This window comes from Nonomuraea sp. NEAU-A123, from assembly GCF_018603905.1.
Lineage (GTDB): Bacteria > Actinomycetota > Actinomycetes > Streptosporangiales > Streptosporangiaceae > Nonomuraea.
Window position 1 is genome coordinate 265,741 of the sequence record NZ_JAHFZZ010000006.1, and the last position, 26,109, is coordinate 291,849.

The 26,109-nt window shown below is 70.3% G+C and carries 24 protein-coding genes; 9 read left to right on the forward strand and 15 right to left on the reverse strand.

Going from position 1 to position 26,109, the window contains the following annotated elements:
• Nucleotides 1-209: 209 nt before the first annotated feature.
• Nucleotides 210-641, reverse strand: coding sequence for a DUF397 domain-containing protein (locus KLK06_RS20355; RefSeq protein WP_214637115.1), 432 nt, complete (start codon nt 639-641; stop codon nt 210-212).
• Between the two features lie 198 nt (nt 642-839).
• Nucleotides 840-1,997, reverse strand: coding sequence for a beta-1,3-glucanase family protein (locus tag KLK06_RS20360; protein ID WP_214637116.1), 1,158 nt, complete (start codon nt 1,995-1,997; stop codon nt 840-842).
• A gap of 133 nt (nt 1,998-2,130) precedes the next feature.
• On the opposite strand from KLK06_RS20360, the gene KLK06_RS20365 reads away from it, so the two are divergent.
• The 5 genes from KLK06_RS20365 to KLK06_RS20385 all read left to right on the forward strand — a co-directional run bounded on the left by KLK06_RS20365 (nt 2,131) and on the right by KLK06_RS20385 (nt 6,570).
• Nucleotides 2,131-2,814, forward strand: a complete 684-nt coding sequence (locus KLK06_RS20365) for a trans-aconitate 2-methyltransferase (protein ID WP_214637117.1) — start codon at nt 2,131-2,133, stop codon at nt 2,812-2,814.
• Nucleotides 2,815-2,841: 27 nt separating this feature from the next.
• The gene (locus KLK06_RS20370; protein WP_214637118.1) at nt 2,842-3,297 is read left to right on the forward strand and encodes a MarR family winged helix-turn-helix transcriptional regulator; all 456 of its coding nucleotides are present in this window, start codon (nt 2,842-2,844) and stop codon (nt 3,295-3,297) included.
• Nucleotides 3,294-4,121: an ABC transporter ATP-binding protein gene (locus KLK06_RS20375; RefSeq protein ID WP_214637119.1), complete on the forward strand. Its 828-nt coding sequence runs from the start codon at nt 3,294-3,296 to the stop codon at nt 4,119-4,121. Before KLK06_RS20370 ends, KLK06_RS20375 begins: the two co-directional genes overlap by 4 nt.
• Nucleotides 4,081-4,941, forward strand: a complete 861-nt coding sequence (locus tag KLK06_RS20380) for an ABC transporter permease (protein WP_214637120.1) — start codon at nt 4,081-4,083, stop codon at nt 4,939-4,941. Before KLK06_RS20375 ends, KLK06_RS20380 begins: the two co-directional genes overlap by 41 nt.
• Nucleotides 4,942-5,124: 183 nt before the next feature.
• Nucleotides 5,125-6,570, forward strand: coding sequence for an ankyrin repeat domain-containing protein (locus tag KLK06_RS20385; RefSeq protein ID WP_214637121.1), 1,446 nt, complete (start codon nt 5,125-5,127; stop codon nt 6,568-6,570).
• Nucleotides 6,571-6,579: 9 nt separating this feature from the next.
• Here the strand turns inward: KLK06_RS20385 and KLK06_RS20390 are convergent, their stop codons facing one another.
• The 13 genes from KLK06_RS20390 to KLK06_RS20450 form a co-directional block, all read right to left on the reverse strand.
• A complete protein-coding gene (locus tag KLK06_RS20390) occupies nt 6,580-7,812 on the reverse strand; it encodes an amidohydrolase (RefSeq protein WP_214637122.1) in 1,233 nt (410 codons plus the stop codon).
• Nucleotides 7,809-9,803, reverse strand: a complete 1,995-nt coding sequence (locus KLK06_RS20395) for a hydantoinase B/oxoprolinase family protein (protein WP_214637123.1) — start codon at nt 9,801-9,803, stop codon at nt 7,809-7,811. Before KLK06_RS20395 ends, KLK06_RS20390 begins: the two co-directional genes overlap by 4 nt.
• A gap of 2 nt (nt 9,804-9,805) precedes the next feature.
• Nucleotides 9,806-11,956 carry a hydantoinase/oxoprolinase family protein gene (locus tag KLK06_RS20400; protein WP_308168352.1) on the reverse strand — a complete coding sequence of 717 codons (2,151 nt, stop codon included), beginning with the start codon at nt 11,954-11,956 and terminating at the stop codon, nt 9,806-9,808.
• A complete protein-coding gene (locus KLK06_RS20405; RefSeq protein ID WP_214637124.1) occupies nt 11,953-12,765 on the reverse strand; it encodes an ABC transporter permease in 813 nt (270 codons plus the stop codon). Before KLK06_RS20405 ends, KLK06_RS20400 begins: the two co-directional genes overlap by 4 nt.
• On the reverse strand, nt 12,758-13,621 hold the full coding sequence (locus KLK06_RS20410; protein ID WP_214637125.1) for an ABC transporter permease: 864 nt from the start codon (nt 13,619-13,621) through the stop codon (nt 12,758-12,760). Before KLK06_RS20410 ends, KLK06_RS20405 begins: the two co-directional genes overlap by 8 nt.
• Entirely contained in the window at nt 13,618-14,733 is a 1,116-nt protein-coding gene (locus tag KLK06_RS20415) for an ABC transporter ATP-binding protein (protein ID WP_214637126.1), read from the reverse strand. The genes KLK06_RS20410 and KLK06_RS20415 overlap by 4 nt, the downstream gene beginning before the upstream one ends.
• Nucleotides 14,730-15,818 (reverse strand): PotD/PotF family extracellular solute-binding protein, encoded by a 1,089-nt coding sequence (locus KLK06_RS20420; protein WP_214637127.1) that lies wholly within the window; start codon nt 15,816-15,818, stop codon nt 14,730-14,732. The genes KLK06_RS20415 and KLK06_RS20420 overlap by 4 nt, the downstream gene beginning before the upstream one ends.
• 175 nt (nt 15,819-15,993) lie before the next feature.
• Nucleotides 15,994-16,794: an amino acid ABC transporter permease gene (locus tag KLK06_RS20425; RefSeq protein ID WP_214637129.1), complete on the reverse strand. Its 801-nt coding sequence runs from the start codon at nt 16,792-16,794 to the stop codon at nt 15,994-15,996.
• Nucleotides 16,791-17,459, reverse strand: a complete 669-nt coding sequence (locus KLK06_RS20430) for an amino acid ABC transporter permease (protein WP_214637130.1) — start codon at nt 17,457-17,459, stop codon at nt 16,791-16,793. The genes KLK06_RS20425 and KLK06_RS20430 overlap by 4 nt, the downstream gene beginning before the upstream one ends.
• Nucleotides 17,460-17,461: 2 nt before the next feature.
• Entirely contained in the window at nt 17,462-18,298 is an 837-nt protein-coding gene (locus KLK06_RS20435) for a glutamate ABC transporter substrate-binding protein (RefSeq protein ID WP_214637131.1), read from the reverse strand.
• Nucleotides 18,299-18,307: 9 nt separating this feature from the next.
• Nucleotides 18,308-19,051, reverse strand: a complete 744-nt coding sequence (locus KLK06_RS20440; protein ID WP_308168353.1) for an amino acid ABC transporter ATP-binding protein — start codon at nt 19,049-19,051, stop codon at nt 18,308-18,310.
• Nucleotides 19,052-19,147: 96 nt separating this feature from the next.
• Nucleotides 19,148-19,984 carry a glutamate ABC transporter substrate-binding protein gene (locus tag KLK06_RS20445; RefSeq protein WP_308168354.1) on the reverse strand — a complete coding sequence of 279 codons (837 nt, stop codon included), beginning with the start codon at nt 19,982-19,984 and terminating at the stop codon, nt 19,148-19,150.
• On the reverse strand, nt 19,981-20,667 hold the full coding sequence (locus KLK06_RS20450; RefSeq protein ID WP_214637132.1) for a response regulator: 687 nt from the start codon (nt 20,665-20,667) through the stop codon (nt 19,981-19,983). The genes KLK06_RS20445 and KLK06_RS20450 overlap by 4 nt, the downstream gene beginning before the upstream one ends.
• 168 nt (nt 20,668-20,835) lie before the next feature.
• Here KLK06_RS20450 and KLK06_RS59985 point away from each other — a divergent pair, with 168 nt between their 5' ends.
• The 4 genes from KLK06_RS59985 to KLK06_RS20475 all read left to right on the forward strand — a co-directional run bounded on the left by KLK06_RS59985 (nt 20,836) and on the right by KLK06_RS20475 (nt 26,108).
• A complete protein-coding gene (locus KLK06_RS59985; RefSeq protein WP_308168355.1) occupies nt 20,836-24,138 on the forward strand; it encodes a response regulator in 3,303 nt (1,100 codons plus the stop codon).
• 63 nt (nt 24,139-24,201) lie between these two features.
• Nucleotides 24,202-24,903, forward strand: a complete 702-nt coding sequence (locus KLK06_RS20465) for a hypothetical protein (RefSeq protein ID WP_214637133.1) — start codon at nt 24,202-24,204, stop codon at nt 24,901-24,903.
• Nucleotides 24,903-25,781 carry a hypothetical protein gene (locus tag KLK06_RS20470; protein WP_214637134.1) on the forward strand — a complete coding sequence of 293 codons (879 nt, stop codon included), beginning with the start codon at nt 24,903-24,905 and terminating at the stop codon, nt 25,779-25,781. Before KLK06_RS20465 ends, KLK06_RS20470 begins: the two co-directional genes overlap by 1 nt.
• Nucleotides 25,782-25,790: 9 nt before the next feature.
• The gene (locus KLK06_RS20475) at nt 25,791-26,108 is read left to right on the forward strand and encodes a YbaB/EbfC family nucleoid-associated protein (protein WP_214637135.1); all 318 of its coding nucleotides are present in this window, start codon (nt 25,791-25,793) and stop codon (nt 26,106-26,108) included.
• Nucleotide 26,109 lies beyond the last annotated feature (1 nt).

Here is a 26,109-nt window from a genome sequence, read left to right on the forward strand (position 1 = left end):
GTATAGCGGACATAGCCAAGGCCAACGGTTTCGAATGGGATCGCTCCGCCTCGCCGACTTGTAGACGGTGGCTGTTTCAGCCGACAACAGCCGAAGGCGCCGTCCCCCGTTCGTGTGCAGAGTGACACGTCGAGATCGTGGTCGGCCCGTACCTCTCGACCGGCAAGGAGTTGGCCGAGCGGGGCCCTTCTCGGCGAGCGCCGTACGGCTTATGCAAGATGGTCGAATTCGCCGTCCTTGGCGCCGGCCAACCATGCCTGCCACTCCCCGAGCGTGAAGACGAGCGTCTCAACAGTGGGGGAGAGACGCATCACAACGTGGTCGCCGGCGAATGCGACCAACAGAAGGGCGTCCGACTGATCAGGGGTGTGCAGCCATTCGGTGCTGATCAGATTGAGGTCCTCGGGTGTCGGCTTCGTCGTACGGTCCGTAACTGCGGGTGGGGGAGTAGGCAACTCGAAGTAGCCGTTCTTGGCTCCGGCGAGGAAGGACTGCCAGGCATCCGCACTTGCCCACAGTTGGGGACCGGAGGGGTTTTTCGAACCACGTAAGGTGACCCCTGCGCCGTTTTGCTTCATTTGGATGCACTGCTGGCCACTACCGCTGCGACTGCTGGAGACCCAGCCCTGCTCGTCAGTCATCGCATCGCCTTCCTTGCGCCCTTGATCAGGGTCACGGACTCATGGGGTGCCAAAGCCGTCCGGCGAGCGGCATCGGCGGCCATGCGATAGCGGGCTACGTCGCCGGCTGCTTCCACGAAGATATCCCCGAACAATCAATCCCGCTTGATGTCCGGAGAGCTTGATCAGGTCGCGTGGCCGGTTCGGTGAGCTGTTACTTCAGGCGCTCGTCGCGTTGAACGGGGTGAGCCGCAGTCGCAGCGACGTCGGGGCCGAATCCTGTACATAGGACGCGAAGTTCGCGACGTCGTCGAAGGGGAAGCCGTACGCCTTGTGGTCCCGGGTGTTCTCGTGCAGGACCCGCGCGTAGTGGTTGCTGACCGACGTGAGATAGAACGTGCTCCGGTCGGTCGTCGGCTGGTCGGCGTGGTTGTGCAGTGTCGAGCGGTTGAACGCGGCGCCGAGGATCGCCGCGACCGGGCCGGAGGTGCCGCCGGCGTCCAGGGCGCCGTTGCAGTAGAAGATGTCGCGGGTGCTCGGCCGCGCGAACGTCCGGATGCCGTTGTTGAAGACGAGTTGGCCGCCGGACACGCGCCCGGTGTAGGTGGTCCCGCCGACCACGACCCGCAGGTTGGTCGACGCGTACGTGTTCCACACCTGGGTGATGTACGGATCGAAGTACCCGGAAGCGAAGATGCCCGAGTCGATGCCATGCCCCGGGGCGATCACCCGGAGGTTGTCGCCGATGATGAGGGGCCGGAAGGCGGGGTTGGCCGCGATGCCGGCGAAGATGGTGTCGCGGCCGTTCGGGACGAGGGTGCCGACGGTCTGGCTGGACTGCCCGTCGAGCCGGAGTTCCATCGGGATGCTGAACATGTCGACCATGGTGGTGTTGCAGAACATCCCGTCGCTCTTGAACGTGAACTCCATGAAGTCGTGCAGCACGCCGTAGCTGGGGTCCGAGCTCACCCAGCCGGCCGGGTGCTGTAACGCCGGTCGGCCGTTGCCGTCCGTGACCACCCTGAACTTCACCTTCTGGCCGATGGAGACGTAAATGCGGCCGGACATCCACGGCAGGTTGAGGTGGGTGTCGCCGTTGGCCGCGAGCGGGATGGACAGGTCGGCGAAGCCGTCCGGCCCGTTGAGGGAGGCCGATACCGGCACCCTCGTGCCGTCTGCGCGGACGTAGACCTGCTGGCCGGTGGCCAGATCGGTGCCGACGACGTAGAGGAAGATCGCGTTGTTGGCGTAGCGGTAGGTGTGGTTGACGACGGTCAGGGGCAGCACCGTGGCGGCCTCGGCTCGGGGGGCGAGTGCCAGCACCGGGGTGGCGGCGGCTACCGCTGCGCCGGCGAGCAGGGTTCGTCTTGTGATCATGAGTGTCGGGCTCCTCACCGTGGTGCCGGCAGCCGGAGCGCCCTCGCTTTTCGGGGTGAGAGAGCGCTCTCTCGATGCATTTGGTTAAGTTTCTTTCCTGTAAAGCTGGCTGTCAAGGGTCATCATGATGGTCATGAATCTGCTCGACGACGACGCGCTCGAACGCTCCTCGGTCGTGGCCAACTGCCGGATGAATCGCGAACGACGCCTGCCCGGCTACGACCGAGAGCTGGGCATCAATGTCGTCGAGACGCTGCGTTCCAGGCGGCAGCCGGTGCGTTGGCTCGATCTGTGCTGCGGGACGGGGAACGCCCTCGGCCAGGCCGCCGAGCTGCTCGGCGACGAGGCCGAGATCGTCGGCGTCGACCTGGTCGACTTCTTCGATTGCGCATCGCGCCCGCCGCGCCTGCGGCTGATCACCGCCTCCGTCGTCACGTGGGAGCCCGAGCACCTCTTCGACCTGATCACCTGCGTTCATGGGCTGCACTACATCGGCGACAAGCTCGGGGTGCTGGCCAGGATCGGCACGTGGCTCGCCGATGACGGCCTGTTCGTCGCGAACTTCGACGTTCGCTCCATCCGTCTCGGGGACGGCACACCCGCGGGCCGCCACCTCACCACGTCCCTGCGTTCGCAGGGTGTGAGGTACGACGGCCGCACCCGGCGGATCAGCTGGACGGGCCGGCGCCTCATCGACTTGCCGTACCGCTACCAGGGTTCTGACGATCAGGCCGGCCCCAACTACACCGGCCAGCCCGCGGTCAACTCCTACTACGACAGGCACGCCGTACGTGCTGAGCTGGGGGCTTCCCATTAGGTCGTAAGCAGAGCTAATATTTTTGGTATGGATGCAACGGACCTTCCTGGCGCCCTCGTCGGCGTCCTGACGAGTATCCAGCGGCTCGTCCGGCGCAGGCTGCGCCAGGGGATGGCCGGGCCACGGCTGCGCGGCGCCCAGGTCGAGCTGCTGCGGCTGGTCGCCGCCAACCCCGGCATCGGCGTCTCGGCGGCGGCCAAGGAGCTCTATCTGGCCGGGAACTCGGTGTCCACGCTGGTCAACCAGCTCACGGCCGCCGGGATGCTGCGCCGCGAGACCGGCCATGACGACCGCCGCTCCGCCCGGCTGCTGCCCACCCCCGAGGCCGAGGCGCGGCTGCGGGACTGGGAGGAGCGGCGCGCCGCGCTCCTCCGCGAGCAGGTCGAACTGCTCAGTGAGGAGGACCGGGCCGCGCTGACCGTCGCGCTTCCGGCGCTGCGCAGGCTGGCCGAGGGACTGCACAAGGAGATGGAGATGGCATGAGAGACGACACGCCGGCGGTCAGTTGCACCGGCCTGAGCTACTCCTTCGGTCAGACCAAGGCCGTGGACGGCCTCGATCTGACGGTGGTCTCCGGCGAGGTGTTCGGCCTGCTCGGTCCCAACGGCGCGGGCAAGACCACCGCCATCCGTTGCGTGACCACACTGCTGCCCGTTCCGTCCGGGATGGTGAAGGTTTTCGGGTACGACGCGGCCACCGAACAGATGGCGGTGCGCCGCCTGCTCGGTTACGTGCCCCAGCAACTGTCGGCGGACGGGGGCCTGACAGGGCGCGAGAACGTCTCCCTGTTCGCCCGCGTCTTCGACGTCTCCCGGCGTGAGCGGGCGGCCCGGGTCGGCCAGGCGCTGGAGGTGGTCGGGCTCGCCGACGCCGCCGACCGGCTGGCCGCCACCTACTCCGGCGGCATGGTGCGCCGCCTCGAACTCGCCCAGGCCCTGGTCAGCTCCCCTCGCCTGCTCATGCTCGACGAGCCGACGATCGGGCTCGACCCCATCGCCCGCACCAGCGTGTGGGAGCACATCCTGGCGGTGCGCGCCGCTACGGGGATGACCGTCCTGGTCACCACGCACTACATGGACGAGGCCGACCAGTACTGCGACCGGATCGCGCTCATGCACCACGGACGCGTACGGGCGCTCGGTACGCCGGAGCAGCTCACCGACGACCTGCGCGCCCGCCTCGGCGACGGCTCGTCGCCGACGCTGGAGGACGTCTTCCGTGACGTCGCCGGCAGTGGTCTCAACGAAGGAGGAGGGGAGTTTCGCGATGTCCGCCGTACCCGCAACACCGCCTCCCGCGTCGGCTGACATGACCGGCGCCGGCGACTTCGACCTGCTGCTCGTTCCGCCGCGCCCCCGCACGGGGTGGCGGGTGCTGCCCGCCAGGGTCACCGCGATGTGCGTGGTGGAGCTGCAGAAGCTGCGCCACGATCGCACCGAGTTGTACACCCGCGCGGTGCAGCCCGCCCTGTGGCTGCTGATCTTCGGCGAGACCTTCACCCGCATCAAGGTGATCCCGACCGGCGGCATCCCCTACCTGGACTATCTGGCCCCCGGGATCATCGCCCAGTCCACCATGTTCATCGCCATCTTCTACGGCATCCAGATCATCTGGGAACGCGACTCGGGCGTCCTGACCAAGCTCCTGGTCACGCCGACCCCGCGGGTCGCGCTGGTCACCGGCAAGGCGTTCGCCGCCGGGGTGAAAGCGATGATCCAGGCGGTGGTCGTGGTGCTCATCGCCGCGCTGCTGGGCGTGAGCATGACCTGGAACCCACTGCGCCTGGCCGGCGTGATCGTGGTCGTACTGCTCGGCTCGGCGTTCTTCTCCTGCCTGTCGGTGACGATCGCCGGGATCGTGCTGACCCGCGACCGGCTGATGGGGATCGGGCAGGCCATCACGATGCCGCTGTTCTTCGCGTCCAACGCGCTCTACCCGACCACGGCCATGCCTGACTGGCTGCGGTACATCAGCGTGATCAACCCTCTCAGCTACGAGGTCGACGCGCTGCGCGGGCTGCTGCTCGGCATCCCCTCCGACCTGCCGCTGGACTTCGTGGTGCTGTTCGCGGCCGCGGCGATCGGCATCACGGCGGCCTCCGGCCTGTTGGGACGGCTGGCGCGGTGACTCATCGGGTCAGCCGAAGGCGCCCGGCTCCGAGGACGCAATGAGCAGTAGGCTGGGTGGCGCGCTCAGGGCGCCACCGGTCCGCGGGAAGGGCTAAGCCCACCTGATGCTCATCGAACGACCGGCCCTACCTCTTTTCCAGCCTGATCATGCGGACCCAGGCCAGATGGAAAGGAGGCTTTTATGCCTATCCACCGCCTGCCCGACAACCCCAGCATCGAACGGCTCCGCAAGCAGGCCAAGACACTCCTGCGGTATGTGAGGGCGGGAGTTCCTGAGGCGCTCGGGCTCGTCACCGAGTTCCATCCCCGTGCGCCGGAGACGCTCAAGCTGTCCGACGCGCAACTCGTCACCGCCCGCATGTACGGCTTCGCGAGCTGGCCCAGGCTGAAAGAGCACATCGCCACCGTCGAGCGCTACTCCCGGTCGCCGCACCGGGTCGCGCCGAGGGAAGAGCTGCCGGAGGAGTTCCTGCGGCTTGCCTGCCTCACCTATGGCACGGACTACCCGGGCCGGACCGGGGAGGCCGACCTGCTGCTGGCCCGGCATCCGTGGTTGCCCACCGCGAACGTCTTCACGATGGCGGCCACCGGCGCGGCCGATGCGCTGGCCGACGCCCTGGTCGAGAATCCGGGGCTGGCCCGGGCACAGGGCGGCCCCTTCGAGTGGGAGCCGCTGCTGTACCTGGCCTACGCGCGGCTTGATACTCCCGGCAGCTATCTGCCAGCGGCTCGGCTCCTCCTCAAGCACGGCGCCGATCCGAACGCCGGATTCCTGTGGGACGGGCTGACCTCGCCGTTCACCGTGCTCACCGGCGCATTCGGCGGAGGAGAGGGCCACCAGCCGCCGCATCCGCAGGGCCCGGCGCTGGCCAGGCTGCTGCTGGAGGCCGGAGCGGACCCCAACGACAGCCAGACCCTGTACAACCTCGGGCTCGGCGGCTCCTGCTCCGACGACACCGCTCACCTTCAGCTGCTCATGGAGTTCGGGCTGGGCCTCGGTGACGGCGGGCCGTGGCATGCCCGGCTGGGACCGACGCTGCAGTCCCCCCGGCAGCTCCTGCGCGACGAACTGGCCACCGCCGCGCTGCGGGGCTGCCCGCGGCGGGCCCGGCTGCTCCTGGCACACGGCGCCGAGGTGAACGGCCTGGGCGGGCATCCGGCGTACGGCGGACGCACACCCTACGAGCTTGCCCTGCTGAACGGACACACTGAGGTCGCGGAGACGCTCGCCGCGGCCGGCGCCTCGGCGGTACTGGACGAGATGGAGGCGTTCACCGCCGCCTGCATGCGCGCCGACCCCGACGCGGTGGCCGGATTCGGCCCGGAACCGCTGGCGCGAGCGCTCGCCCGATCCCCCGAGCTGATCAGCAGCGCGGCCGAGCAGCGCAAGCCCGCAGCGGTGCGGCTGCTCGCCGGTCTCGGCTTCGACGTGAACCACCTCCATCGATCCACCCCGCTGCACGCGGCGGCCTGGAACGACGACATTGAGACGGCCAGGACACTGATCGAGCTCGGCGCCGACCCCACGATCAAGGACCCTGCCTACGACTCGACCCCGCTCGGCTGGGCCGAGCACGGCGGCAAGCAGCGCGTGGCGGACTACCTGCGAAGTCTGGGGCGAGAGTGACAGCGCGCGTTAAGAGTGCAGCCAGGTGAGGGCGGCGGTGACCAGGGCTTCGACGCCCATCGGCAAGGTGGGGAAGATCAAGGGGGCGAAGAAGGGGGAGTGGTTGCCGGGGACGTCCTCGCCCAGGCGGCCCGCCTGCTCGGCGCGGGCGTACCGGGATGGGTCGGCGCTGCCGAGGCCCCAGAAGACGGAGGGGGCGCCGGCGGCGGTGCCGAAGACGCCGAAGTCCTCGCTGCCCATCATCGGCGCCATGTCGGCCACCCCGGCAGGGCCGAAGCGGGTGGTGAAGGCTTCGGTCAGGCGGACGGTGGCGGTGGGGTCGTTGGCGGTCAGGGGGAAGGCGTTGAGGGTGTGGAACGCGGGTGGGCGGGGCGCGCCGGACGCCGTGGCCTCGGCGTTCACGACACGTTCGATCGCGGCGAGGAGCCTGCGGCGGACCTCGGGGGAGAATGTCCGGATGTTGAGGGTGATGGACGCCTCATCCGCGATGACGTTCTCCTTGTGACCCGCGTGGATCTGGGCCACCGTCAGCACCGCGCGCTCGAAGGGGGACACCTCACGCGAGACGACGGTCTGCAGGCGCATCACGATGGCGGCGGCCAGGACCACGGGGTCGACGGTACGTTCCGGCTGGGAGCTGTGCCCGCCTCTGCCGTACAGGCGGATCTCGATGCTGTCGGCGGCGCCCAGGATCTCTCCCGGCCGGATGAACACCGTGCCCGCGGGGCGGGGGAAGACATGCTGGCCGAGCACGACGGACGGCGGGCCGGTCAGGTCGAACAGCCCGTCGTCCACCATGGCCTTCGCCCCGGCCGCGATCTCCTCCGCCGGCTGGAACAGCGCCACCAGCGTGCCCTGCCACTGGTCGCGGGCCGCCGACAGGAGTTGCGCGGCGCCGGACAGGCAGGTCACGTGCATGTCGTGGCCGCAGGCGTGCATGAGGCCGTTCTCGACGCTCGCGTACGGGAGGCCGGTCCGTTCCAGGACCGGCAGGGCGTCCATGTCGGCCCGCAGCGCGACGGTCGGGCCCTCGCCGTTGCGGAGCACGCCCACCACTCCGGTGCCGCCGACGCCGGTACGTACCTCGAATCCGGACTCGCGGAGGCGATCGGCCGCGATGCGCGCGGTGCGCTTCTCCTCGAAGGCGGGCTCGGGGTGCTGGTGCAGGTCCCGGTAGAGGGCGGCGAGCTCGGCTTGTGCCGTGTCGTCGAGCCGGGTCAGCACCGCGTCGATTCCACTCATACCGCCCCTTCCAGCGCGACGATCTCCTTGGTGAGCGTACGCCGGGCGGTGTCGAGCTGGTCCGGGGTGGGGGCCGTGCGGGGGAAATCGCCGGGCAGTTCGCGGAGTACGGCGTTGTACAGGGCGGTACGGCGCGGCCCGCGGGCCGGCGGCGGGAGGCGGAACAGGCCGGCCACCAGGCGGTCGACGGTGCCGATGTCGAAGACGGACTCCCACGCCTGCCGTTCCGGCCCGAATCCGAAGCCCTCGCGGCGGTCGATCAGGCGGGCCGCGGCCGTGGCGGCCTCGTCGACGGCGAGTCCGTCAGCGAGGTCGTTGGCGAGGTCGTTCAGCCACACGCCGTACTCGCGGGCCGCGGCCTCGCGCGAGACCACGCCGCGTTCCACGTCGCGCAGGACGGCGGCGGGGTCCCTGGTGTACGGGTCGCCGTAGCCGCCCGCGCCCGAGGTCAGGAGGGTGACGACGTCGCCACGTTCCAGCGGCAGCACATCGATCTTGAGATGCCGGCGTTCGCGGGGCGTGCCCGGATTGACGATCAGCTCGGTGGGCTCGCCGGGGCCGCCACCGCGTACCCCCCACGGGCGGAAGCACAGCCGTTCCAGCCCCCGGGCCAGCAGTTTCGAGCCGTCCTCCAGTACGCGGAAGGTCAGTTCGAGACCGCAGCCGCCGCGCCAGCGACCGGCACCGCCGGAGTCCGTCCGCAGGCCGTAGCGGAGGATCTCGACGCCGATCTCCGTCTCGACCGTCTCCACCGGGTTGTTGGACAGGTTGGAGATGCCGCTGTCACGGCCGTCCACGCCGTCGGCGCCGTCGCGGGCGCCGGTTCCGCCGACCATCGGCTCCAGTACCTGGACGTTCTGCAGCTCGGCGACCACGACGGGGACCACCAGGCCGCTGGAGGCCGCCGGGAGGATCTCCGGGGCGGCGAGTCCGAGCGCGCCGCCGACGGCGTCGTTGACGCGGGACGCGGAGGCGTGGCGTACGCCCACGGCGGCCGGGCGCACCGGGTTGACCAGCGAACCCTCCGGCGTGGTGACGCTGATCGGCTGGATGAGGCCGGAGTTGAGCGCGATACCCGGGTCGAGGGTGCAGATGAGCGCGAGCACCCGGGTGGTGATCCAGGCGTGCGGTTTGCCCAGGGTCGCGATGTTGAAGGCCGCGGCGACCTGCGGATCCGTACCGGTGAAGTCGAGGTGCAGATTGCCCGCGTCGAGGGTCGCGGTGACCGACAGGCGTACCGGGATGCTGGAGACCGCGTCGTCGTCGAGGTAGTCGACGAACCGGTAGGTACCGTCGTCGAGCCGGGACAGGGCGGCCCTGGCCTTGCCCGCGGTGTAGGCGACCAGGTCGTCCTGGGCCGCGAGCACCGTGTCCACGCCGTGCTGGGCGATGACGCCCGCGAGCCGTTCGCGGCCGGTGCGCAGGGCGGCGAGCATGGCCCGGAAGTCGCCCAGGTTGGCCTCCGGCGTACGGCTGTTGGCCGCGATCAGCGCCTCCACGTCACGACTGGGCTCGCCCGCCCGTACCAGCTTGACCGGCGGGATCTGCAGGCCCTCCTGGTAGATCTCGTCGTTGATCGGCGACAGGCTGCTCGGCACCCGGCCGCCGATGTCCGAGCAGTGGATGAACGCCCAGCCGTAGCCGACCACCGCGCCCTCGTGGAAGTACGGCTCGATGACCTGGATGTCGGTGAGGTGGGTGGCGAGGCCGCCGGACCGGTACGGGTCGTTGGTGATGATCACATCGCCGGGCTCCAGGGGCTCGGCGCGCCGTACGGCCTCCAGGAGGTTCAGCCCGACGAACCCCGACACGCCGATGCCGCGCGGGTAGGCGACGAAGCCGCCGTCGAGGCCGGCGAACGCGCAGCAGAAGTCGGCGGTCTCCTTGACGTACAGAGACCGGCTCGTACGCTGCAGCGTCAGGCACATCTCCTCGGTCAGGGCGCTCAGCCTGTTGCCGACGATCTCCAATGTGACGGGGTCGAGCCGCACGATCAGCCCTTTCGACTTCGACGAAGATGCAGGTTCCCGGTGCCGTCGACGTTCCCGGACCAGCCGGGCGGCACGACCACGGTGGTGTCGTCCTGCTCGACGATCGCCGGGCCGTCGAACGCGTCGCCCACGCCGAGGGCCGATCGCAGATGGACGTCGGCGGCGTGCCACGCACCGGCGAGCAGGACCTGTCTGCGGCCGTGGGGGGCAGGGGTTCCCGTGCCCGGGGGTACGGTTGCGGACGGCAGTTCGGCCACCGGGCCGACTACGCCTAGCCTGGCGGTGCCCAGTTCGATGGGGGCGTGCTGGTCGCGGAAGCCGTACAGGCGTTCGTGTTCGGCGTGGAACGCTTCGGAGATCGCCTCGACGTCGAGCCGGGCCGGGTCCAGGGCGACACGGAGCTCGTACGCCTGGCCGGCGTAGCGCATGTCGGCCGAGTGGGACAGCCGCGCTCCAAAGCCACGCCCGCTACGGACGGCGGTGAAGCCGGCTCCGGCGGCGGACTGTTCCGTGAGCCAGGCTTGGGCCTGGTCGGACAGTTCGGCGAGTACGCCAGACAGGCGGGCGGCGCTCGCCGGGTCGAGGCGGCGGCGCAGACTGCGGGCGAAGTCGCGGCGCAGGTCTGCGCCTGCCGCGCCCAGGGCGCAGAAGGTGGCGGCCGTGGGAGGCACCACGATGTGGGTGATGCCGACCTCTTCGGCGAGCATCGCGGCGTGGGTCGGACCCGCGCCGCCGAACGGCACGAGGGTGAACCGCCGGGGATCGAGGCCACGCTGGGCCATGATCTTCTGAAGCTCGGTGGCCATACCCGCCGTTGCCACCCGCAGCGCCCCCGCAGCGGCCCGGTGCGCCGCCCCGGCAGCGCCGTCCTCCGCAGAAAGCCCCGCACCTGGCCCCGCCCCCGCGCCCAGACGGGTGTCCACGTGCCCGGACAGGCGGGTGGCGATGTCGGTGAGGGACTTCGCGGCGGCGTCGGCGTCGAGTCGCATCCGGCCGCCGAGGAACGTCGCCGGGTCGATCATGCCGGTGACCAGGTAGCAGTCGGTCACCGCCGGTCGGTCCCCGCCTCGGCCATATGCCACCGGCCCAGGCTCGGCCCCGGCGCTCTCGGGTCCGACCTTCAGTACGCTCTGACCGTCCACCCAGACGACCGACCCGCCGCCCGCCCCGATCGCGCTCACCGCGACGACCGGCACGATCAGGGGCAGGCCGCCGACCGTGGTGTGGGTGGCCAGTTCGGGTGAGCCGTTGACCGTCACCGCGATGTCGCTGCTGGTGCCGCCCATGTCGAAGGTGACGATGGCGCCCATGCCGAGCCGCGCGGCCGCGGCCACCCCGGCGGCCGGTCCGGACAGCACCGTCTCGATGGGCCGTTCCGCGGCGGAGCGCAGGCTCATCGAGCCGCCGTTGGACGCGCTGATGAAGATGGGCGCGGGCACGCCCAGCGCGCGCACCCGGCTCTCCAGCCGCCCGAAGTAGTCGCGCATCAGCGGCTGGATGTAGGCGTTGAGGCAGGCCACCAGCGCACGTTCGTACTCGCGGACCTCGGGCCAGACGGTCGCGGAGGCCATCAGCGGCAGCTCAGGGAGCCGGTCCCGCAGGCCGGCCGCGACGTCTTCCTCGAAGGCCGGGTCGGTGTAGCCGTGCAGGACCAGGACCGCCGCCGCGTCGGCGCCGGTGGCGCGCAGGCGGGCGGCGACGCGGTCCAGTTCCGCAGCGTCCGGCGAGGACACAGGTACGCCGCCGGGGCTCAGCCGGGCGGAGATCTCGATGATCCGGTCACGGGGGACGAGCGGCTCCTCCTTGCCCGCGTACAGGTCGAAGGAGGACGGCATGCGGCTGCGGCCGATCTCCAGGATGTCCCGGTAGCCCTCGGTCACGACCAGGGCGATCCGTGCGCCGCGCCGCTGGATGATGGCGTTCAGCCCGATCGTGGTGCCGTGCGTGATGCCGCCGATCTCCTCGGGCCGCAGGTCAGCCTGGGCGAGGATGGCCGCCAGCCCGTCGGCGACGGCTCTGGAGGGGTCGGCGGGCGTGCTCGGCTCCTTGTGGTGCACCACCAGGCCGCGTTCCGGTACGGCGGCGACGAGGTCGGTGAACGTACCCCCGACGTCGATGCCGATCCGCGCCATCATGGGGACAGCCGTAGTCACAAAGCCTCCGAAATACGAGCGAACCTGTCGGCGATCACCATCACGACCACGCTCGCCGCCATGAGGAGCGTGGACACCGCGGCCATCGACGGGTCGAGCTGGTACTGCACGGCCGAGAAGATCCGCAGCGGCACCGTCGTGGTGTTCGCGCCGGCCACCAGGGCCGTCACGGCGACCTCGCCCAGCGACGTGACCGCGGCGAGGATCGCGCCCGCGATGATGCCGGGCCGCAGCAGCGGCAGCGTCACGGTGAAGAAGACCCGGACCCGTCCCGCGCCCAGGCTGGTCGCGGCCCGTTCGAGTGCCGGGTCGAGCTGCGCCGCGCTCACCATGACCGCGCGCACCACGAAGGGCAGCGCGACCAGCGAATGCGCCAGCCACAGCCCGGTGACGGTGTTGATCAGGCCGACGCCGTGGAAGTAGTAGAGCAGCCCGAGCGCGGTGATGATCTCGGGGACCATCAGCGGCGACAGCGCCAGCCCCTGGAGCAGCCGGCGCCCGGGGAAGGAGCCCTGCGCCAGGCCGTACGCGGCGAGGGTGCCGATCACCACGGTCGTCGGCACGACCAGGAGCACCAGCACGCCGCTCAGCCGGAACGACACCTGCCAATCGGGCGAGCCGAGCACCTCGGCGTACCAGCGCAGTGACAGCCCGGACGGCGGGAAGGCCATCGAGGCGTCCCGGTTGAACGAGCTCACGACCAGCACCACCAGCGGCGCGATCAGGAACAGGAAGACGGCCGTCGCGAACGCCCCGCCCAGCAGCCCCACGGCCCGGTCGTAGCCGAATCTCCGCCGCCGCTCAGCCATGGAGCCGCCGTTCCCAGATCCGGAACGCGCCCGCGAGCAGCGTCGTGGACAGCAGCGTGAGCGCCAGCAGCGCGAAGCTCAGCGCGGCGGCGACCGGATAGTTGAACACGGTCTCCACCTGGTCGTAGACGCGGATGCCGGCCAGCGGCTGGGTGACCCCGCCGACCAGCAGCGGCGTGATGTAGATCCCCATGGCGAGGGCGAAGACGATGAGCGCGCCGGTGACCACGCCGGGCAGGCTGAGCGGCACCGTGACCCGCAGGAACGTCCGCACCGGCCCGGCGCCGAGCGTCTGGGAGGCCCGGTGCAGGTTGTGGTCCAGCCCGCCGAGCGCGGTCGTGAGCGGGATGATCGCGAACGGCAGCAGCACGTGCGTGACCGCGATCACGACCGACGGGTAGCTGGTGAGCAGCCGGGCGGGCTGGTCCCGCAGCCCGGTGGCGACGAGCAGCCGGTTGACCACCCCGTTGCCGGACAGCAGCACCACCCATCCGTAGGTGCGTACCACCACACTGGTCAGCAGCGGCGAGATCACGATGACGAACAGCAGGGTGCGCATCGCCCCGGCACTGCGCCGGGCCAGGACGTAGGCGGCCGGGTACGCGAGCACGACGCACAGCGTGGCCACCAGGAGCGCGGTGGCCAGGGTCTCCAGCAGCGAGCCGTAGAAGTACGGCTCGGTGAACACCCGCTTGTACTGGTTCAGGGTGAATCCGGGCAGCGCCGCGTTGTACGTGTCGACCGGGCTGAAGCTGAGCCTGAACAGCTCCACGAGTGGCACCAGGAACAGCGCCGCCAGGAAGACGACCAGCGGAGCCACGTACGCCAGGCCGGCCCACCGTCTGGTGGGGGTCATCCGCCCGCTCCCGTGTCTCCGCCCGCTCCCGTGTCCAGGACGATCACATCGGCCGGGTCCCAGTGGGCGACGACGGCCGAGCCGGCGCCCGGGGGGTCGGCGGAGTTCGCGCCCGTGTCGGCGACCTGCACGGTCAGGGTGCGCCCGTTCGCCAGCCGCACCTCCACGTGCCAGGCGTCGCCCGCGAAGGCGCGATAGCCGACGGTCCCGGCGACACCCTGGCCGTCCGTGCCCTGGTCATGCGTGCTCAGCCGGATGCGCTCCGGACGGATCGCGACCACCGCCCGGTCGCCCGGCCGGAGCGGCAGCGGGCCCGGGTCGAACAGGATCCCGTCCGCGTCGAGCCGGCCGTCGGCCACCGTGCCCTCCAGGACGTTGGCCGCACCGATGAACTGCGCGACGAACCGGGTCGCCGGCCGCCGGTAGACCTCGTCGGGGGTGCCGAGCTGCTCGATCCGGCCGCCGTTCATGACGGCGACCCGGTCGGAGAGGGCCAGCGCCTCCTCCTGGTCATGGGTGACGAAGACCATCGTGGTGCCGATGCGCCGCTGGATGGCCCGCAGTTCCACCCGCATCTCCCCGCGCAGCTTGGCGTCGAGGTTGGAGAGCGGCTCGTCGAGGAGCAGCACGGCGGGCCGGATGGCGAGGGCGCGGGCGAGGGCCACCCGCTGCTGCTGCCCGCCGGACAGCTGCCGGGGGCGGCGGTCCGCGTACCCCTCCAGGCCGACCAGGCGCAGGGCCTCGCGGACCCGCTCATCCCGCTCGGCCCGGCCCAGCCGCCGGATCCGCAGCCCGTAGGCCACGTTGCCGGCGACGGTCATGTGCGGGAACAGCGCGTAGTTCTGGAAGACCATGCCGAGCCCACGCCGGTACGGCGGGCGGTCCGTCACATCGGTGCCGTCGATCACGATCCGCCCGGCCGTCGGCTGCACGAAACCGGCGACGCAGTTGAGCAGGGTCGTCTTGCCGCAGCCGCTGGGCCCGAGTATCGACAGGAACTCGCCCTTGCGGATCGACAGCCCTTCCAGATCGAGCACGCGCGCGCCCTCGTACCCGGCGACCAGCCCCTCGATCTCGACGTGTCCGGCGCCTTCCTCGGGCAGTTCGATCATCCGAAGATCTGGTTCCACCGCTGCTGCCATTCGTTCAGCTTGGGAGTGGCCACCGCGTAGTCCACCCAGGTGAACTTGCGGAAGACCTCTGGTCCGTGCTGCACGCGCTGGTCGAACTCCTTGCTGTAGGTGATCGTGTCGTTCCCGGCGGCGTACCAGGTGCCCTCGGCGAACGGCTTCTGGTTGGGCGCCGCTGTCAGGTAGTCGAGGAACTTGGTGGCCAGCTCGCTCTTCGTCGTGCCGGCGGCGACGAAGTACGAGGTCAGCGCGCCCACCGGCCCGGACTTGGGATAGGCGAAGCCGATCGGGGAGCCGGCCTGGGCCATGGCGAAGGCGCGGCCGTCCCAGAAGGGCATGATCCAGGCGTCGCCGTTCTCCATGACCGTGGCCGCGTTGCCGGCGTTGGCCGGGAACGACGACACGCAGCCCTTCAGCTTCGCGAGCTGGTCGAACGCCTTGTCCACCGCGGCCGGGTCGGACAGCTTGCCGCCCTGGGAGGTGACCAGGGCGGAGAAGAACTCCAGGCCCGGGTTGTAGGTCAGGGGCGGCAGCGCGACATGGCCGCAGTACTGCTTGTCGAAGATGTCCGACCAGTCGGCGGGCGGGTTCTTGATCTTGTCGGTCCGGTACATCAGCCCGGTCGAGCCCGTGGTCAGCGGCACGCCGTACTGCTTGCCGTCGTGGGCGGACTTCTCGGCGAGCACGGGGTCCAGTTCCTTCCAGTGCGCCAGCCGATCGGTCTGGAGCGGCTGGAGCAGGCCCGCGGCGGCGGCCGGGCGTGAGGCGTCCGGGGTGAAGGCGATGACGTCGAACGGCGGGTTCTTGCCAGCGGCCGCGCGCAGCTTGGTGAGCCATTCGGCGTTCGCGCCGTAGACGAGGTTCACCTTGACGCCGGTGTCGCGCTGGAACGGCTCGACGAACGACTTCTTGAACAGCTCACCCCAGGCCCCCGCGAACGCGGTGACCGTGATCTCCTGCTTCGCCGCATCCGTCGAGCCGCCGCCCGTGTCCACTCCGCCGCACGCCGCGAGCGCCAGCACGATCGCCGTGCCCGTTGCCGCAAGGCGAGTTGTTCCGCCCCTCATCAATCCCTCTCTGTCTGAGCTGCCAGTCAGGCTCGAAGACAAAAACCGACTATACCAGTCGGAATGATGGGATAATTTATCGCCTGTCGAGTTTAGCCTGGTGCGCCCTATACCCCGCTTTTTGGGATGTATAGCGGCCTGACTGGCAGTGTGGGTCAGATGACGGATTCGCGGGTCACCGCTTGGTCCGGCTGAGCCGGTGGGCGAGCCGGTCCAGCGACAGGTTGATGCCGATGAAGATGGCCGCGATGAGGATGGCCGCCGGGATGATGTTCGAGAAGTTGGCCGCGATCCCGTTCAGCCCCCGGTCCACCAGCTCGTCGTACCCCACGATCAGCCCGAGCGCCGAGTCCTTCAGCAGCACCACGAACTGGCTGATGACCGCCGGCATCATGGCCCGGAACGCCTGCGGCAGCAGCACCAGCCGCATGACCTGCCCCTTGCGCAGCCCGATCGCGTGGGCCGCCTCCGCCTGGCCGCGGGGCAGGCTCAGCACCCCGGCCCGGATGATCTCGGCGATCACCGACCCGTTGTAGAAGGTCAGCCCGAACACCACGGCCGTGAAGGCCGAGACGTTCACTCCGATGAGAACGTAGGAGCCGAAGAAGGCGAAGAAGATGAGCAGCAGCAGAGGTACGGCCCGGAAGAACTCGACCACGGCCGCCGCCGGCCACCGGATCCACCGGTGGTCCGAGAGGCGGGCCGTCGCGAAGACGAGCCCGAACAGGCCCGCCAGCACGACGCCCGCCACCGCCGCGGCCAGCGTGCCGGCCAGTCCCGGCAGGATGAAGGTGGTCCACACCTCCGGCCGCAGGAACGGCGTCCACTTGGCGGCCGACCACTGCTCCTTGGCGTCGAACCGTACATAGATCACATAGGCCAGCGCCAGCAGCACCAGCGCGATGACCCCGGCCAGCACCCGGTTGCGGCGCTCGCCGCGCGGCCCCGGCGTCTCGTAGAGGTTGGCGTAGCTCACCGGGCCACCGCCAGCCGCCGCGACAGCCAGCCGAACAGCAGGCCCATGGGCAGGCACAGCAGCACGAACCCGGCCGCGAACCCGAGGAAGATCTGCATCACCTGATCCCCGTACGTCTCGATCATCTCCCGCATCCGCACCGACGCCTCGCTCACGCCCACCACGAGCGCGATCGTGGTGTTCTTGGTCAGCGCGATCAGGATGCTGCCCAGCGGCGCGACCACCGCGCGGAACGCCTGCGGCAGCGTGATCAGCCGCAGCGTCTGGAGGAAGCCGAGCCCGAGCGAGCGGGCGGCCTCGGCCTGGCCGACCGGCACGGTGTTGATGCCCGAGCGCAGCGCCTCGCAGACGAAGGCCGCGGTGTAGGCGGTCAGGCCGATGCAGGCCAGCCAGAAGTTGTTGGTCGCGATGTCGGACGAGAGCTCCACGCCCAGGTTCGCGCCGACGCCGAGGCCGGTGAACAGCAGCACCAGCGTCAGCGGGGTGTTGCGGGCCACGGCCACGTAGACGGTGGCGGTACGGCGCAGGGTCGCCAGCGGCGCGACGCGCATGGCCGTCAGCAGCGTGCCGAGCACCAGCGAGCCGAGCGCGCTCACCGCCGCCAGCCGCACGGTCATCCAGAAGGCCGCGACGACGGTGTCCCACTCCAGGAGCAGCGCGTCCATGATCAGTACTGCTCCAGCTTCGGGGCCTCCGGCACGGTGAAGCCGGCGCCGCCGAAGCTGGTCTCCAGCGCCTTCTTCCAGCTACCGTCGGCGAACATCTTGGTCAGCGCCTCATTGACGGCCTTGCGGCCCGCCGAGTCGTCCTTCTTGAGCCCGATGCCGTACTTCTCCGTGCTGAACGGCTTGCCGACCACCTTGAGCTTGCCGGTGTGCTGCGCGGCGTACCCGGCGAGGATCACGTTGTCCGTGGTGATCGCGTCGAGCTGCCCGCCGAGCACCCGGTCCACGCACGCGGAGTAGGTCCGCTCCTCCTGCAGCTGCACCTCCTTGGCGTAGCTGTCCTTGACCTTCTGCGCCGACGTCGACCCGGCGACCGAGCACAGCTTCTTGCCGTTCAGCGCGTCGGGCCCGGTCAGCGTCCCGTCGTCCGCCCTGACCAGCAGGTCCTGACCGGCCACGAAGTACGGCCCGGCGAAGGAGACCTTCTGCTTGCGCGCGTCGTTGATGGAGTACGTCGCCACCACCATGTCCACCTGGCCCTGCTGCAGGAACGCCTCCCGGTTGGCCGACACCGTCTCCTTGAACGTGATGTCCTTGGCCTCGACGCCCAGCGACTTGGCCACGTACTTGGCGATCTCGATGTCGAACCCGGTGAAGCTGCCGTCCGGCGTCCGCAGCCCGAGCCCCGGCTGGTCGGCCTTCACCCCGATGACCAGCTTCTTGTCGTTCTTGGCCTTGTCCACGACCGAGTCGTAGCTGGCCTGGCCGCCGCCGCACGCGGTGGCGGTGGCGGTGAGGGCGACGACGGCGAACACCGCGTAAAGGGATCTTCCAAACATGACGCGTCCTTAGTGAGTGAGAATCTTGGCGAGGAACGACTTGGCGCGCTCACTGCGCGGGGTGCCGAAGAAGTCGTCGGGGGCGTTCTGCTCGACGATCTCGCCGTCGGCCATGAACACCACGCGGTCCGCGGCCCGGCGGGCGAAGCCCATCTCATGGGTGACGACGACCATGGTCATGCCCTCGCGGGCCAGCGCCGTCATCACCTCCAGCACCTCGTTGACCATCTCCGGGTCGAGGGCCGAGGTCGGCTCGTCGAACAGGAGCACCTTCGGCTCCATGGCCAGCGCGCGGGCGATCGCGACGCGTTGCTGCTGGCCACCGGAAAGCTGCGCGGGGAACTTGGCCGCCTGGCCGCCGATGCCGACGCGCTCCAGCAGCTCGTACGCCTTCTTCTCGGCGTCCGCCCTGCTCTTCTTCAGCACGTGGACCTGCCCGAGCACGACGTTCTCCAGAACCGTCTTGTGCGCGAACAGGTTGAACGACTGGAACACCATGCCGACCTCGGCCCGCAGCCTGGCCAGTTGCCGCCCCTCTTCAGGCAACGGGGTGCCGTCGATCATGATGGTGCCGGAGTCGATGGTCTCCAGCCGGTTGATCGCGCGGCACAGGGTGGACTTGCCGGCGCCCGACGGGCCGATGATCACCACGACCTCGCCCCGCCGTACGCTCAGATCGACGTCCCTGAGTACGTGATGATCGCCAAAGCGTTTGTTGACTTGGTCGAGGACGACCAGCCCCTGCTCGGACACGGGTAACGCTCCTTCCGTCCGCGTTGGCGCAACGGTAGGAGCGGCATATGTCACACAGAGGGTTGTGCGCGTTCTGCTCAGTGATCGACGGGCCGGTTAGCGATCGACCGGCGGCTTGGCCTGTGTGGCGGTCGCGCCGGACAGGCCGATGGTGTCCCGGAACGCCCGATCCCACTGCCCGTCGCGCAGATAGCGCCCGATCAGCCCGCTGAGGTAGTCGCGGAAGGCGACGTCCTCCTTGCGGACGCCCATGCCGTACGGCTCGCGGCCGAACGGCTTACCGACCAGCCGGAGCGCCCCCGGGCGCCGCTTCACCAGGCCGAGCAGGATCGTGTCGTCGGTGCTGATCGCGTCGATGCGCCCGGCCGTGAGCGCGGGCACGCATTCGCTGGAGTTGTCGACGATCACCAGCCGGGCGCCGGGCACACGTTCGCGCAGCCGGTCCAGGGAGGTGGAGCCGGTGGTCGTGCACACCGTCCGGCCGTCGAGGTCCGCCACGCCGTCGATGCGCTTGTCCCCAGCCCTGACCAGCACGTCCTGCCCGGCGTAGTAATAGGGGTCGGTGAAGCCGACGATCCGGCTCCTGGCCGGCGTGATGGAGTACGTCGCGACGACGATGTCCACCACCCCCTGCCGCAGGAAGTCCTCGCGCTGCACCGGCAGGGTCTCGACGAACCGGACATTGCGCTCGCTGCCGGTCAGGTCCTTGGCGACCAGTCTGGCCATCTCCGCGTCGAACCCGGTGATCCGCCCGCTGTCCGGGTCCTTGAACCCGAACAGCGGATAGTCGAACTTGATCCCCACCGTGAGCATGCCGCTCCGCTGGACGCGGGCCATCGTGGAGCCCTCGGGGAACGCGGGCTCCCCGGAGGAGCCGCAGGCCGCCAGTGCCAGGCAGGCGAGTACGGCGAGCAGCGCCCGGACCGGCTTCACCGCACCCAGTACCGGTGCTGCGGGCGGCCCGTCGGCCCGTACCTCAGCCGGGCCTCGACCTGCCCTCGCTCGACCAGGTGCTCCAGATAGCGGCGGGCGGTCGCCCTGCTGACGCCGATGGCCTCGGCCAGCTCGTGCGCCGACAGGTCGTCCTCGACCGCGGCCAGCCCGTCGAGCACCGCCTGCTCGGTCGCCGCCGAGATGCTCTTGGCCCGGGGAGAGGCGTCCAGATGCAGCGAGCGGAAGATCCGGTCGATCTCCTGCTGTTCGACGAACCTGCCGTCCGAGCCGAGCTGCTCGACCGTCGCCGCGTACCGCAGCAGCGTCTGCTCCAGAATCCCGGCCCTGGTCGGCTTGACCAGGTAGTACAGGGCGCCGCGCTGCATGGCCGCGCGCACCGCGGCCGACTCCTTGTGGCCGGAGATCACGATCACGTCGGTGGGCGGCTGGTCCGGACGCCGCAGCCGGTGCGCGACCTCAAGCCCGGGCAGGTCGGGCAGATGGAGGTCGAGCAGCACCAGCCGCGGCGCGAACCGGTGGGCGGCGGCCAGCGCCACCTGGCCGGTGTGCGCGATTCCCACCACCTTGAACCCGGAGACGCGGTTCACCTGGGCGTGCAGCGCGGCGGTCACGACCGGGTCGTCGTCCACGATGAGAACGGTGATGTCCGCCGCTCCAGGCATCGCCACACTCCTAGCTCGACTGTGATCGACGCGGGCATCTTAGGGACGTTGTGTTACAACAAATCGCATTCTGCTCCTTTTGCTCAGCGCGGGGCTTCGCGCGAAGCTCCCGCCTCCTACTGTGTTCTGCGGCGACGGCCGACGAGCCGCAGGGGGGAGGTGACGCCCGTGAGAGACCGTGGATGGCTCCTGGCAGTGACGGCACTGTGGATTCTGCTCGGCCTGCTCCCGCTGGCGCTGCTGACGTCGTCGAGCATCACGCTGTCGGCGGACGCCGTCGGCGACGAGGTCGGCGACCGGGTACGGACCACCGCCTCGGTCAGCCGGGTCGTGGTGGAGCAGCAGCTTGGCTCGCTCAAGCAGCTCGTCAGCGCGTTCGCCCAGCAGCCCGCGGTACGCGCCGCGGTGACCTCCGGGAAGTCGGCGAGCCGCGCCACCATGGTCGAGTTCCGCGAGGAGCTGGCCAGGATGCGCGCCGGAGTCGGCGGCGTGATCGTGATCGGGCCGCGGGGCGACATCGCCGGCGCCGAGCCGACGAGCGTGCTGCCGCAGGACGTGAGCAGTACCGACTGGTACGTCTCCGTCCGCGACCGCCTGCAGCCGTACGTCTCCCAGGCCTACACGCCCACGATGCGCGGCGTGTCCAGGGCCGTCGCGGCGGCCGCGGCGATCCCGAGCGCCGACGGCAAGAGCGTGCTGGGCGTCCTGGCCGTCGTCTACAGCCTGGACGCCATCCAGGACTTCGCGTCGCAGGCCGCCGAGGCGCAGGGGATCCGGCTGCTGATCACCGACCAGTCGGGCGTGCTCGTCGCCGACCCCGGCAGGAAGCTCTACGCCCTCACCTCCCTGCGCGAGGATCCCAGGGTGGACGCGGCGCTGGCCGGCCGCACCCTCTTCACCACCCACCAGGGCCCCGACGGCAAGGTGCTGTCGGCGTCGGAGCCCATCCCCGACGTCGGCTGGACGGTCACCGCCGAGGTCCCCGCCGACGCGGCACTCGCCTCGGCCGAGCAGCTCCGGGTGCGGGTGCTGTCGATCGCCGCCGTCCTGGCGCTGCTGATCCTCATCGGACTGGGCCTGCAGATCCACACCACGCGCGGCCGGCGCCGGGCGCAGCGGACACTCGCCCGGTACGCGGCCGAGCTGGCCGTCGCCCGGGACGAGGCGGTGAGCGCGTCCGGCGCCAAGTCCGAGTTCCTCGCCAAGATCAGCCATGAGATCCGCACCCCGATCAACGGCGTGCTCGGCATGAACTCCCTGCTGCTGGAGACCCGGCTCGACGGCGAGCAACGCCACTACGCGAGCACGGCCCAGGAGTCCGCGCGGAGCCTGCTCCGGCTGCTCGACGACTTCCTCGACCTGTCGAAGATCGAGGCGGGGCATCTGCAGGTGGAGTCGGTGCCGTTCGACCTGCCCCGGCTCTGCGACGAGGTGGTGGCCCCGTTCGCGCCGCACGCCTACCAGCAGGGACTCTGGCTCACCTCGCGGCTCGGCGACAGCCTGCCCCAACAGGTGATCGGCGATCCGGTACGGCTCGGGCAGGTGCTCACCAACGTCGTCGGCAACGCGCTGAAGTTCACCGTCCAGGGCGGCGTCGACCTGGAGGTGACCCTCGACGAAGGCGGTCCCGGCGACGACCGGGTCACGCTGCGGTTCACGGTGACCGACACCGGTGTGGGCGTCGGGCCGGGCGACCTCGAGCGGGTCTTCGGCATCTTCCGCCAGGTCGACTCCCCGATCACCCGTCGGACCGGCGGCAGCGGTCTCGGCCTGGCCATCAGCAGGCAGCTCACCGAGCTGATGGGCGGCGAGATCGGGCTGGACAGCGTCGAGGGGGTGGGCAGCCGGTTCTGGGTCACGCTGCCGGTGGACGTCCTGACCTGGTCGGCCCCGCCCGCGCCCGCGCTGCGCGGACGTCGGGTGCTCGTCGCCGACGCCCGGCCGGAGGACCTCGCGCTGGCCGGCCGCATCCTGGACGACTCCGGGCTGGTGGTGGAGACGGCATCCGACGGCCCGGCCGCGTTGACCGCTCTGCGGGCCGCCGCGAAGGCTGGTCGGCCGTTCGACCTGGCGGTCATCGACCTCGACCTCGGGGCTACGAATGCCGACGCCGCGCTGATTGACTCTGTCCGGACCGAGGCCGCGCTGATTGACTCTGTCCGGACCGACGCTGCGCCGATTGACTCTGTCCGGACGGACGCTGCGCCGATTGATTCTGTGCGGATTGCCCCTTTGCGGACCGACGCTGCGCTGGTTGACCCTTTGCGGACCGAGTCGGCGCCGGCCGATTCCGCGCTGACCGTCGGGGTGCTGACTGCGGGGGTGCTGGCCGACGTGGTGCTGGCCGATCCGCTCCTCCGTGACGCCAGCGTCGTCGTGCTCGTCACGCCAGGGCGGCCGGGGCGAGCCTGGCCGATCTCGGTGGCCGAGCGGACCGTGCAGTCGATGACCCGGCCACTCAGCCGCCGCCGGCTGCTCGCCGCCGTGGAAAACGCGCTGGCCCCCGCCCAGGGCGCGGCGCTGGCGCCGGGTTCGGCCCTCACGCTGGACCTCGCCCAGGGCGCGGCGCTGGCGCCGGGTTCGGCCCTCACGCTGGACCTCGCCCAGGGCGCGGCGCTGGCGCCGGGTTCGGCCCTCACGCTGGACCTCGCCCAGGGCGCGGCGCTGGCGCCGGGTTCGGCCCTCGCGCGGAACCCCGCGCCGGGCGTCGCGCTGGGTTCCGCGTCGGCCCTCACGCTGGGGGCCGCGACCGGTTCGGCCGAGTCGCCAGGGGCGCCGGTTGCCGGTGTGGTGCCGGTCCGGATCCTGGTGGCTGAGGATGACGAGGTGAGTCGTCAGGTGGCGGCGCTCGTTCTGCGGAAGGCCGGCCACCACGTCGACTCCGTCGCCGACGGGAGGCAGGCCGTGGCGGCGGTGCTCTCGGGCGGGTACGACCTGGTCTTCATGGACTGCCAGTTGCCGGTGCTCGACGGCCTGGCCGCGACCGCCGAGATCAGGCGGCGTGAGGAGCCGCGTACGCCGATCATCGCGATGACCGCGGCGGCGATGCCGGACGACCGGCTCCGATGCCTGGAGGCGGGCATGGACGACCACCTCGCCAAGCCCGTGGACTGGCAGTACGTCCTGACCCGGGTCCCGCTGTGGGCCGCCGCGCCGGGGCTCCCGCCGGAGCTGGCGGGACTGTCGCGGGAGGAGATCAGGGCGATCGCCGAAGCGTTCCGCTCGACGGCCATGGGGGTCTATGACGAGCTCCTCCAGGCCGTACACGGGGAAGACCTGGCCCGAGCCGCCTCGCTCGCGCACCGGTTGAGAGGCAGTTGCGCGACCGTCGGGCTCACCGAGGCAGCCGAGGTGTGCGAGCGGGTCGAGGCATCGGCCATGCGCGGGGTCGCCGAACGGGAATTGGTGGAGCGGCTGGGCAGTTTACTGCGCGCACAAATTAACCGCGATGACGGATTTATTAACGTGTGAGTAATTTTATATCACTAGGGTGCTTATGTCCGTAAATTAAGGTTTTTGTAATGGGGGAGCGTAATGGCGGATCCGACCGAGGAGCCCAGTCCCACGGGCACTCCCAGCCCCACCGCGTCGGACACCCCAACACCCACGCCGACGGACACGCCAACACCCACTCCGACGGACACCCCGACTCCGACCCCGTCGGACACGCAGACCCCGACTCCGACCCCGTCGGACACGGCGACCCCAACCCCCACCCCGACTCCGTCGGACACCTCCACGCCCACTCCGCCGAGCACCCCCACGCCGTCGAGCCCGACGTCAAGCGCCCCTCCGTACACGCCGCCCCCCACGCCGAGGCCCTCCCCGACATACACCCCGACCCCGACCCCAACCCCCTCCCACCAGCCGGGCGCGTCGGACCGGGTACAGATCGACTGGGCGTCCATCCGCGAGCTGGCCGGACTCTTCGACAAGCTGGGCGACGACGTCGTGGAGCGCCGCCTGAACTCCTGGAAGCTGGGAGACACCTCCGGCCTCGTCGGCGGCGACGACGAGGGCCGCGATTTCGCCGAGTGGTACCACGCCGGTTACACCGCCCTGACCCACCACATGAACGCCATCGCCGACAAGAACTTCACGACCGCCGGCAACCTCCGCGATTTCGCGAAACTCTGGGATTACCTGGAGCAGGACATCATCGCGACCCTGCCCGCGGTCCTGGACCTTCCCGACGCCCCGATCCCCGTGACCCCACCGGCAAGGGAAGGCGCCTGATGTTCGATCCGTTCCAGGCGCTCGCCTATTTCGCCCAGGTACACGTGCCTGTGGCAGATGTGTCCAACCTGCGGGCCCGCGCGACGGAGCTGCGCGAGTTCGCCAAGGCGATCGGCACGCTCGCGCAGCACACGGCGAGCGGGGTCGCGGCCGTGCGCGAGACGAACGACAGCCGGTCGGTCGACCGCTTCGCGGACGTGTGGCCCGACCAGCTCGCCCCCCGCTACGCCGCCATGGTGGCGGCGCTGAACGAGATGGCCGACGGCTGCGACGACTACGCCCACGCGGTGGAGGAACACCGGGAACAGCTCATGATCATCGGCACTCAGCTCGCCGCCATGGCGTTCACCATGATGTTCGGCTACCTCTACCCGGGGGCCAGGGTCGCGGCCGAGGGCGTGTTCAAGTGGCTCGTGGCGCGGGCCAAGCTGGAGAAGACGATCTTCCAGAAGCTGATGAAGACCATCCTGGCCGCGAAGGTGGGCAAGTTCAACGTGGGCACGTACGCGGTGCGCGAGGGGCTCGACGCCGTGGCCGACTCGGTCATGTGGGCCACGGTGAAGACCGGCGTGCACGCGGCGAGCTCCGCCGCCACCGGCCAGCCGATGGGCAACCTGTGGGAGTACGCGGGCAAGCACTTCGTCGCCGAGCTGGCCTACGACGGCGGCATCAAGGCCCTGCGCGACGTACGCAAGTTCATCCCGGCCACCAGGTTCACCGAGACCATGCTCGGCACCGGTCCGATGGGCAACTTCTTCCGGCGGACCACGTCGGCGGCCACGCTCTACGCCCTGGTCGCCAACGGGAACATGTCCGTCCAAGGGTCGCTCCGATCCGCCATGGCGCACGCCCCCCGGGCGTTCATCCTCCACCGATAAGGAGCCGGCATGACCATACCCAGGAGCGGCGATCCGGAGATCGACCGGGCGCTGGCACAGCTCGCCGCGCAGACGGCGCAGTTCGAGGAGGTGGGGCGCCGTCTGGAGTCGGCCAGGGGGCGCGGCGTGGCGGCGGACGGGCAGGTGACGGTCGAGGTCCTGCCGAGCGGAGGGCTGGCGAGCGTGCGCATCGCGCCGCGCGCGATGCGGCTGGGCTCCGAGGCGCTGTCCGACGCCCTCATGGAGGCGGCCCGGCAGGCCGAGGAAGACGTGAGCGCCCAGACCTTCGCCGCCACCCAGACCCTCTTCGAGGACCCCAGCCGCTGAC

What these genes read in the sequence shown, in the direction of transcription:
- KLK06_RS20355 (WP_214637115.1), bottom strand. Translation starts at nt 641, where the DNA reads ATGACTGACGAGCAGGGCTGGGTCTCCAGCAGTCGCAGCGGTAGTGGC.
- KLK06_RS20360 (WP_214637116.1), bottom strand. Translation starts at nt 1,997, where the DNA reads ATGATCACAAGACGAACCCTGCTCGCCGGCGCAGCGGTAGCCGCCGCC.
- KLK06_RS20365 (WP_214637117.1), top strand. Translation starts at nt 2,131, where the DNA reads ATGAATCTGCTCGACGACGACGCGCTCGAACGCTCCTCGGTCGTGGCC.
- KLK06_RS20370 (WP_214637118.1), top strand. Translation starts at nt 2,842, where the DNA reads ATGGATGCAACGGACCTTCCTGGCGCCCTCGTCGGCGTCCTGACGAGT.
- KLK06_RS20375 (WP_214637119.1), top strand. Translation starts at nt 3,294, where the DNA reads ATGAGAGACGACACGCCGGCGGTCAGTTGCACCGGCCTGAGCTACTCC.
- KLK06_RS20380 (WP_214637120.1), top strand. Translation starts at nt 4,081, where the DNA reads ATGTCCGCCGTACCCGCAACACCGCCTCCCGCGTCGGCTGACATGACC.
- KLK06_RS20385 (WP_214637121.1), top strand. Translation starts at nt 5,125, where the DNA reads ATGCCTATCCACCGCCTGCCCGACAACCCCAGCATCGAACGGCTCCGC.
- KLK06_RS20390 (WP_214637122.1), bottom strand. Translation starts at nt 7,812, where the DNA reads ATGAGTGGAATCGACGCGGTGCTGACCCGGCTCGACGACACGGCACAA.
- KLK06_RS20405 (WP_214637124.1), bottom strand. Translation starts at nt 12,765, where the DNA reads ATGGCTGAGCGGCGGCGGAGATTCGGCTACGACCGGGCCGTGGGGCTG.
- KLK06_RS20410 (WP_214637125.1), bottom strand. Translation starts at nt 13,621, where the DNA reads ATGACCCCCACCAGACGGTGGGCCGGCCTGGCGTACGTGGCTCCGCTG.
- KLK06_RS20415 (WP_214637126.1), bottom strand. Translation starts at nt 14,733, where the DNA reads ATGATCGAACTGCCCGAGGAAGGCGCCGGACACGTCGAGATCGAGGGG.
- KLK06_RS20420 (WP_214637127.1), bottom strand. Translation starts at nt 15,818, where the DNA reads ATGAGGGGCGGAACAACTCGCCTTGCGGCAACGGGCACGGCGATCGTG.
- KLK06_RS20430 (WP_214637130.1), bottom strand. Translation starts at nt 17,459, where the DNA reads ATGGACGCGCTGCTCCTGGAGTGGGACACCGTCGTCGCGGCCTTCTGG.
- KLK06_RS20435 (WP_214637131.1), bottom strand. Translation starts at nt 18,298, where the DNA reads ATGTTTGGAAGATCCCTTTACGCGGTGTTCGCCGTCGTCGCCCTCACC.
- KLK06_RS20450 (WP_214637132.1), bottom strand. Translation starts at nt 20,667, where the DNA reads ATGCCTGGAGCGGCGGACATCACCGTTCTCATCGTGGACGACGACCCG.
- KLK06_RS20465 (WP_214637133.1), top strand. Translation starts at nt 24,202, where the DNA reads ATGGCGGATCCGACCGAGGAGCCCAGTCCCACGGGCACTCCCAGCCCC.
- KLK06_RS20470 (WP_214637134.1), top strand. Translation starts at nt 24,903, where the DNA reads ATGTTCGATCCGTTCCAGGCGCTCGCCTATTTCGCCCAGGTACACGTG.
- KLK06_RS20475 (WP_214637135.1), top strand. Translation starts at nt 25,791, where the DNA reads ATGACCATACCCAGGAGCGGCGATCCGGAGATCGACCGGGCGCTGGCA.